This window comes from Rhodococcus sp. KRD175 (assembly GCF_017168275.1).
GTDB classification, from domain to species: domain Bacteria; phylum Actinomycetota; class Actinomycetes; order Mycobacteriales; family Mycobacteriaceae; genus Rhodococcoides; species Rhodococcoides fascians.
The window spans coordinates 286,258-293,833 of sequence record NZ_JABFAQ010000011.1 but is presented as its reverse complement, the minus strand read 5'-3'; the positions used below and the strand labels follow the sequence as shown (position 1 = coordinate 293,833).

The window sequence follows — 7,576 nt, the reverse complement described above, 5'->3', positions numbered from 1 at the left end:
AGCAAGGCATTAGCGTGTGACACGAGGACCTCTCGGTTGTCGGTGCAGTTGTGGTAACCACACCGATACCGGAGGTCCTCACCTATCTGTCGCTGCCACGCCGTCCACAACGTCCCTGCTCATTACACCTAGCCCCGTGCTGTTCGGTATGGCATCCGTCACTGTCCGTTCACCCGGAATATATACGGACCCCGGTCCGCTTGTGTACTATGAGTTTGAAACTTCAACCCAACAAGGAGTCCTCATGACCACCGCCATCGCGCTTCCCGAGCTCACCGCAGGCACCTGGGCCATCGATCCCACCCACTCCACCGTCGGATTCACCGTCCGCCACCTGGTGGTCAGCAAGGTCCGCGGCCGTTTCCAGAACTTCAGCGGCACTGTCACCGTCGCCGCCGACGGCACCCCGTCCGTCGACGCCAAGATCGACGTCACCTCGATCACCACCGACAACGAGCAGCGCGACGGCCACCTCAAGACTGCCGACTTCTTCGAGGTCGAGAAGTTCCCGACCGCGACGTTCAAGTCCACCTCGGTCAAGGCCGACGGCGGAGACTTCGTCGTCACCGGAGACTTCACCCTCCACGGCGTCACCAAGTCCATCGACCTCAAGCTCGAGTTCAACGGCGTCAACGCCGGCATGGGCAACGGACCGGTCGCAGGCTTCGAAGCCAGCACCACCATCAACCGCAAGGACTTCGGCATCAGCATCGACATGCCCCTCGAAGGCGGCGGCGCAGTCGTCGGCGACAAGATTGTCCTGAACCTCGACATCGAGGCCGGCCTCCAGGCGTAAGGTTCACCCCCCGCCTTCCGGATTCACCCCTCTCCTTCCGGATCAACCCTCTCCTTCCGGATTTACCCCTCCCCTTCCGGAAAGGCCATCGGAGCACAAACCCCGGCACTGGCGTGAGGCCGGTGGCCCTGCCCGTGGCCGCATCGATATCCGCCGTCCAACACAGCTCGAGGGAAGCCACCTCGAAATCGAAACAGCCCGGATCCCGCCTCCAGCAGCGAATAGTGGGCGCTCACGTCACCTCTTCAGCGCGGGGAACTGGTCGTCACGCCACTCGCTGTCCAGTGGTCCGACGGCCGCGTCCTCACGGGCGCGCAACTCCACGCGGCGGATCTTGCCCGAAATAGTTTTGGGTAGCTCGAAGAACTCGATACGCCGAACTCGCAGGAACGGGGCCAGGTGCTCGCGGGCGTACTTCAGGATCTCGAATGCCGTGTCTTCGTTGGGTTCCCATCCAGCTGCGAGCGCAACATACGCCTTGGGGACGGCCAACCGCGTCTCGTCGGGAGCCGGAACGACGGCCGCCTCGGCCACCGCGGGGTGTTCGATCAGCACGCTTTCGAGCTCGAACGGGGAGATCTTGTAGTCCGAGGCCTTGAATACGTCGTCGGTGCGGCCGACGTAGGTGATGTACCCCTCGGAGTCCCGCGATGCGACGTCACCGGTGTGGTAGTAGCCGTCGGCCATGACGGCAGCGTTGCGTTCGGGGTCGCCGAGATAGCCGGTCATCAGGTTGAACGGCTGCTGCGCCAGGTCGAGGCAGATTTCGCCCTCGTCGGCCAGTTCGCCGGTGGTGGGCTCGACGATCACCACGGGGACGCCGGGCAGTGGCCGGCCCATCGATCCGGACTTCAGCACCGCACCCGGCGTATTGGCAACCAGCGCAGTGGTTTCGGTCTGGCCGAAGCCGTCCCGAATGTTCAGGCCCCAGTCCTGCTGTACCCGCGAGATCACCTCTGGGTTGAGCGGCTCACCGGCACCGATTGCCTCACGCAGTGAACCACCCCCGCCAGCGAGGTCTGCCTGAATCAGCATGCGCCACACGGTCGGTGGCGCGCAGAACGTCGTCACCTCGGCCCGGCGGATCTGCTCGAGCAATGCCTTCGCGTCGAACTTGCCGTAGTTGTAGATGAAGATGGTCGCCTCGGCGATCCACGGTGCGAAGAAGCAGCTCCACGCATGCTTGGCCCAGCCCGGCGAGCTGATGTTCAGGTGCACGTCGCCCGGGCGTAGCCCGAGGAAGTACATCGTGCTCAGATGCCCAGCGGGATAGGAGATCTGAGTGTGTTCGACGAGTTTCGGCTTGCTGGTGGTACCGGAGGTGAAGTACATCAGCAGGCGGTCGGTGGGTGCGGTGACGGACTCGAACGGCCTGGCCTCGACGGACCGGGCATCCGAATAGTCGATCCAACCATCGTGGGCGGTAGTGGCGATTCGCAGATAGTCTCCGGGCACGTCGTCGAATTTGCCGGTGTCCGAGGGGTTCACGATCACGGCGCGAGCATTGCCGCGCACCACTCGGTCGGTCAGGTCGGCGGGCCCGATGGCCGTGGTCGTCGGCATCAAGACCGCTCCGAGCTTCATCACCGCGAGCATCGACTCCCAGAGTTCCACCTGGTTGCCCAGCATCAGGATCACCGAGTCGCCGCGGCCGATTCCCTGCAATTCGAGCCAACGAGCCACCTGATCGGAGCGACGCGCCATGTCGTCGAAACTGTATTTGGCCTCGCTGCCGTCCTCTTCGACGATCCACAGCGCGGTGCCGTCGTTGCCACGGGCAATCGCGTCGAACCAGTCGATGGCCCAGTTGAACGTCTCGCCGAACGACGGCCATTCGAAAGTCGCTACCGCACGGTCGTAGTCGCCGTAGGTGTCGAGCAGAAGATCGCGTGCGTTTCTGAATGCCGTATATGCCGAGTCGACCATGTTTCCTCCTGCGCCTGTGATGCCCATCACCGCCACGGTAGGGGAGATGAACAATTCCTCGCTACCCCTGAACGGGGGTGGCAACTCGGCTAACCTCGATCACCGTGGCCATCCGATTCTTTGCGATCGCGTGCGTACTGGGGATCATTCACGCCGCGTTCTCCGCCTATTGGGCTGCAGGCGGTCGATGGATGCTCGACACCGTCGGTGCCTTCGCCACGGAGTGGGCCGACTCCGAACCGGCAACGGCACGAACGGCACTGCTGGTGCTTGCCCTCGTCAAACTCGCCGCAGCAATTCTTCCGGCCCTCGCCTATCTGAACCGGCCGCGCCTGGCAGCACAGAACCGGACGAGGGTGCCGTCGTTGATCTTCGGCATATCCTGGCCCGGCTCTGTACTGCTAATTGTCTGGGGCGGTGCGTCGTTCATCGGAGCTGTGATCGGGTTGGTCGTCTCGGACGAGAACCGATCAGTCAAGTACGGTCACCTGTTCTTCGACGGCATCTTCCTGCTTTGGGGCGCAGCGCTTCTGACGGCACTGATCCTGTCGAGAAAAGCCCCGTACCAACCGCGTTAGATGCGCTCCCCCGTCTCCGGGTGGAAGAGGTGGATCGCACCGTCGAGTCGCGTCAGCCCGATGCTCTCGCCGATCTTGGCCGGAGCTCGAACGGCCGAGCGGGCGACGAGTGAGACCGGCCCGCCGTCGAGCCCCTTGACCTTCGGGTCGTCGAGGTGTGCGTAGAGGTAGGACTCGCTGCCGAGTTCCTCGATCAGATCGACCTTGCCCTCGAAACCTTCACCACCACCGTGCACGATGCCGAGCTGCTCCGGGCGTAGCCCGACGGTGACGTTGTCGAGACCCAGGCTCGCGAGCTTGGTCAGCTCGTCGCGTTCGAGCGGAAGCAGGAACGAGCCGATCTGAACGCCACCCGAGCCGATGGGAACCGTCATCAGGTTCATTGCAGGCGAGCCGATGAAGCCGGCGACGAATGCGTTGACGGGGTTGTCGTACAGGTCTGTGGGAGAGGCGAACTGCTGCAGTTTGCCACCGCGCAACACGGCAACGCGATCACCCATCGTCATGGCCTCGACCTGGTCGTGCGTGACGTAGACCGTCGTGGTGCCGAGTCGACGCTGCAACGCCGCGATCTGCGTTCGCGTCTGGACTCGCAGTTTCGCGTCGAGGTTGGACAGGGGTTCGTCCATGCAGAACACCTGCGGCTCACGAACGATGGCACGCCCCATGGCAACTCGCTGACGCTGACCACCCGAGAGCTTGCCGGGCTTGCGATCCAGGTACTCGGTGAGGTCGAGGATCTTTGCGGCCTCGGCCACCTTCTTCGTGCGCTCCTCGAGGGACACACCACGCATCTTCAGGGCGAAACCCATGTTCTCCCCGACGGTCTTGTTGGGGTACAGGGCGTAATTCTGGAACACCATCGCGATGTCCCGATCCTTCGACGGCACACCCACCATGTTCTTGCCACCGATCTCGATGGCACCACCGTCGATCTCCTCGAGACCGGCGAGCATCCGCAGAGCAGTGGACTTGCCGGAGCCGGAAGGCCCGACCAGCACGACGAATTCGCCGTCCTGGATGTCGAGGTCGAGTGAATCGACGGCGAGCTTGTCGGCACCTTCGTAGACGCAGGATGCCTTCTTGTACGTGATTGCAGCCATGAGACTTTCTCCTACTTGATTGCGCCGAAGGACAGGCCGCGCACGAGCTTGTTCTGCGCGAACCATCCGGCAAGGACGACGGGAAGTGCTGCGAACGTCGCAGCTGCGGAAAGCTGGGCCCAGTACAGGCCCTGACCGGTGATGAATCCGACGAGGTACACCGGAATCGTCTGGGCCTGAACGGCAGTGAGGTTGACTGCGAAGAAGAATTCGTTCCACGAGAAGATGACGCAGATCAACGACGTGGCCGCGATGCCGGGCGAGACCAGCGGCAGGATCACCTCACGTACCGAGGTCCACAGTGACGCGCCGTCCATACTCGCGGCTTCGAGCAGCTCGCTCGGCACTTCGAGGAAGAACGATCGCATCATCCACACGGCGATCGGAAGATTCATCGCGGTGTACAGCACGACCAAAGTCCAGATGTTGTCGAGCATTCCGATGTCACCGACGACGACGTACAGCGGGACGATCGCGGCGACGACGGGCAGCATCTTGGTGGAGATGAAGAAGAACAGCACGTCCTTCGTCTTCTTGACCGGTCGCAGCGACAGCGCGAAGGCAGCCGGAACACCCAGCAGCAGAACGAAGATCGTCGAGACGACGGTCGCGAACGCCGAGTTCAGCAACGTCGTGCCGATGCCGCTCTCCAGGACCCCTCGATACTGATCGAGAGTAGGTGTGAAGAACAGCTTGGGCGGGTCGGAGTAGGCGTCGGCCTCCTGCTTGAAACCGGTGAGGACCATCCACAGCACCGGGAAGAAGAACGCGATGCCTGCGACCCAGGCGACGAAGGACCAGATGGACCCCGGGCCCCACTTGCTCTTGCGCTTGATCGGCGCGGAAGTAGTTGTCTTGTCCACAGTTGCGGTACTCATCACGCAGCCTCCTCGGTTCCGCTGAAGCTCTTGAAGATCAGTCTCAGCGCCAGGGTGCTGACGATGATGGTGGCCACGACGGTGACGACGCCCATGGCCGCGGCCTGGCCGATGTCGAAGCCGAGGAACGCTCGCTGGTAGATGTAGAACGGCAGGTTCGCACTCGCCACACCCGGTCCGCCGGAGGTCATCATGTAGACCGCGTCGAAGGTGTTGACCAGATAGATGGCCCCGAGCACCGCACCGAGCTCGATGAATCGGCGCAGATGCGGGAGAGTCAGCTCACGGAAGAGCTTGACCGGCCCTGCCCCGTCGACCCGTGCCGCCTCGGCGATGTCCTTCGGCATCGACTGCAGGCCGGCCAGGATCAGCAGCATCATGAACGGGGTCCACTGCCAGATCAGGTTCGCCATGACGGCGGGCAATGGGTAGCGCGAGACCCAGTCGATCTGATCGACACCGAACGGGCTCAGCGCGAAGTTGATCAGGCCGAAGACGGGATCGAACATCGTGGTCTTCCAGATCAACGCGCCGGCGACCGGGGTGATGAGGAACGGGGTGATCAGTAGGGTGCGAATCAGGCTGCGGCCGATGAACTTCCGGTCCAACAGCAGAGCCAAGAGCAACCCGAGAACCACCGAGATGATGACGGTTCCGACGATCATGATCACCGTGTTGAGGGCGACCTCACGGAACTGGCTGTCCTGGAAGACCGCGACGTAGTTGTTGAGCCAGTTGAACTTCTGCGAACCCGGTCGCACGAGGTTCCACGACTGCGTCGAGTAGTACAACGTGAACAGGAACGGAACCTGGGTGACGAGAATGGCGAACACCATGGCCGGCAGCAGCGGGCCGCGGCGACGCCACCCTTCGGCCTTGGAGATCGTCCTCGGTCTCGGTACGAACTCCTCGGAATCGGCCTGCGCCGATCGTGTTGCGGTGGTGGTCATCCCTGGTCCTCCTGGTACGTCTTACCGACCACTTCGGCGTATTGCTGCGCTTGTTCGAGCGCGTCGTGGACGCTGATTCGTCCTGCTACTGCGGCGCTGATCTGTTGACTGACACGGGTTCCGAGGTCCTGGAACTCGGGGATGGTCAGGAACTGCACTCCGGTGTACGGAACCGGATCCACAGTGGGATTGTTCGGATCCGCGCCGTTGATCGAATCGAGGGTGACCTGACCGTACGCAGCGGACGCCTCCTCGTATTCGGGAATCTGGTAGGTCGACAGACGACTGCCGGGAGGCACTCGCTCCCAACCCAATTCGTTGCCGACCTTGTTCAGGTATTCCTTGCTGGTCATCCACGAGACGAACTTCCAGGCGTCGTCCGGATTCTCGGACGTCTTCGGGATTCCGAGGGCCCAGGAGTACAGCCACCCGTTGTCGCCCTTGGCGGCCGACGGTGCCTTGGCGTATCCGATCTTGCCGACGACGTTCGACGACGTCGGGTCTTCGAGGACCGACACTGCAGATGTGGCGTCGTACCACATTGCCGTATTTCCCTGCGACAGTTGCGTTCCGCATTCGCTGAAACCGCTCGTCGCTGCGCCTGCCTGACCGTGCTCACGTACCAGGTCGACGTAGAACTGAACGGCCTGTTCCACCTCTGGGCTGTTGAGCTGTGCGTTCCAGTTCTCGTCGAACCACCGACCACCGAATGCGTTGATGACGGTATCCAACGGGGCGAGTACTTCACCCCAACCGGGCTTGCCGCGCAAGCAGATTCCCGATACGTCCGGGCTGTCGAGCTTCGCGGCCGCGTCGGCGACCTCCTGCCAGGTGGGCTCCTCCGGCATGGTGATGCCGGCAGCCTCCATCAGGTCCTTCCGGTACATCAGGAAGGAGGATTCGCCGTAGAACGGCACCGAGTACATGCTCCCCTCGTACGACAGCGACTCTTTCAGGGTGGGAATGAAGTCGTCCTCGTCGTAGCCCGGTGTTGCGTCGGCATACTCGGACAGGTTGGTCAGCCAGCCGTTCTCGGCCCACTGCGGGGTCTCGAAGTTACTGATCATCACCACGTCGAACTCGCCGCCGCCGGTGGCGACCGAGGCGGTGATCTTGGCCCGCGCCTCGTTCTCCGACAGCGACACGAACTTCAGATTGATGCCGGGGTTCTCCGCCTCGAACTCCGGAGCGAGCGAAATGGCGTCGGACATCTGTGAATTGGAGACGATCGCGACGGTGATCGTCTTGCCGTCACCGTCACCACCGAACGAGCCGGCTCCGGCGCAGCCGGACAGCACCAAAGTTGTCGCAAGCGAGGCCGCGACAGCCACTTTCGGTAAAACCC

Annotated in this window: 7 protein-coding genes; 2 read left to right on the top strand and 5 right to left on the bottom strand. The window is 62.7% G+C overall.

What is annotated here, in order from left to right:
• The first annotated feature begins 244 nt into the window (after positions 1 to 244).
• Complete coding sequence (locus J1M81_RS17975; protein WP_032400476.1) at positions 245 to 796, top strand: YceI family protein; 552 nt, start codon at positions 245 to 247, stop codon at positions 794 to 796.
• 237 nt (positions 797 to 1,033) lie between these two features.
• Here the strand turns inward: J1M81_RS17975 and J1M81_RS17970 are convergent, their stop codons facing one another.
• Positions 1,034 to 2,749: an AMP-binding protein gene (locus J1M81_RS17970; protein ID WP_374223900.1), complete on the bottom strand. Its 1,716-nt coding sequence runs from the start codon at positions 2,747 to 2,749 to the stop codon at positions 1,034 to 1,036.
• Between the two features lie 77 nt (positions 2,750 to 2,826).
• Here J1M81_RS17970 and J1M81_RS17965 point away from each other — a divergent pair, with 77 nt between their 5' ends.
• The gene (locus J1M81_RS17965) at positions 2,827 to 3,300 is read left to right on the top strand and encodes a DUF3995 domain-containing protein (protein WP_206498503.1); all 474 of its coding nucleotides are present in this window, start codon (positions 2,827 to 2,829) and stop codon (positions 3,298 to 3,300) included.
• Here J1M81_RS17965 and J1M81_RS17960 read toward each other — a convergent pair.
• Genes J1M81_RS17960 through J1M81_RS17945 form a run of 4 tightly spaced genes read right to left on the bottom strand, consistent with a single transcriptional unit; the run spans position 3,297 to position 7,562 of the window.
• Positions 3,297 to 4,403: an ABC transporter ATP-binding protein gene (locus tag J1M81_RS17960; protein WP_032374789.1), complete on the bottom strand. Its 1,107-nt coding sequence runs from the start codon at positions 4,401 to 4,403 to the stop codon at positions 3,297 to 3,299. The two genes, J1M81_RS17965 and J1M81_RS17960, sit on opposite strands and share 4 nt — an antisense overlap.
• Positions 4,404 to 4,414: 11 nt before the next feature.
• A complete protein-coding gene (locus tag J1M81_RS17955) occupies positions 4,415 to 5,281 on the bottom strand; it encodes a carbohydrate ABC transporter permease (RefSeq protein ID WP_206498502.1) in 867 nt (288 codons plus the stop codon).
• Positions 5,281 to 6,231 carry a carbohydrate ABC transporter permease gene (locus J1M81_RS17950; protein ID WP_206498501.1) on the bottom strand — a complete coding sequence of 317 codons (951 nt, stop codon included), beginning with the start codon at positions 6,229 to 6,231 and terminating at the stop codon, positions 5,281 to 5,283. The genes J1M81_RS17955 and J1M81_RS17950 overlap by 1 nt, the downstream gene beginning before the upstream one ends.
• Positions 6,228 to 7,562 (bottom strand): sugar ABC transporter substrate-binding protein, encoded by a 1,335-nt coding sequence (locus J1M81_RS17945; protein ID WP_027495335.1) that lies wholly within the window; start codon positions 7,560 to 7,562, stop codon positions 6,228 to 6,230. The genes J1M81_RS17950 and J1M81_RS17945 overlap by 4 nt, the downstream gene beginning before the upstream one ends.
• Positions 7,563 to 7,576 lie beyond the last annotated feature (14 nt).

Bases quoted from the DNA above. Each gene is read 5' to 3' on its own strand.
- J1M81_RS17975 (WP_032400476.1), top strand. From the start codon at position 245: ATGACCACCGCCATCGCGCTTCCCGAGCTCACCGCAGGCACCTGGGCC.
- J1M81_RS17970 (WP_374223900.1), bottom strand. From the start codon at position 2,749: ATGGGCATCACAGGCGCAGGAGGAAACATGGTCGACTCGGCATATACG.
- J1M81_RS17960 (WP_032374789.1), bottom strand. From the start codon at position 4,403: ATGGCTGCAATCACGTACAAGAAGGCATCCTGCGTCTACGAAGGTGCC.
- J1M81_RS17955 (WP_206498502.1), bottom strand. From the start codon at position 5,281: ATGAGTACCGCAACTGTGGACAAGACAACTACTTCCGCGCCGATCAAG.
- J1M81_RS17950 (WP_206498501.1), bottom strand. From the start codon at position 6,231: ATGACCACCACCGCAACACGATCGGCGCAGGCCGATTCCGAGGAGTTC.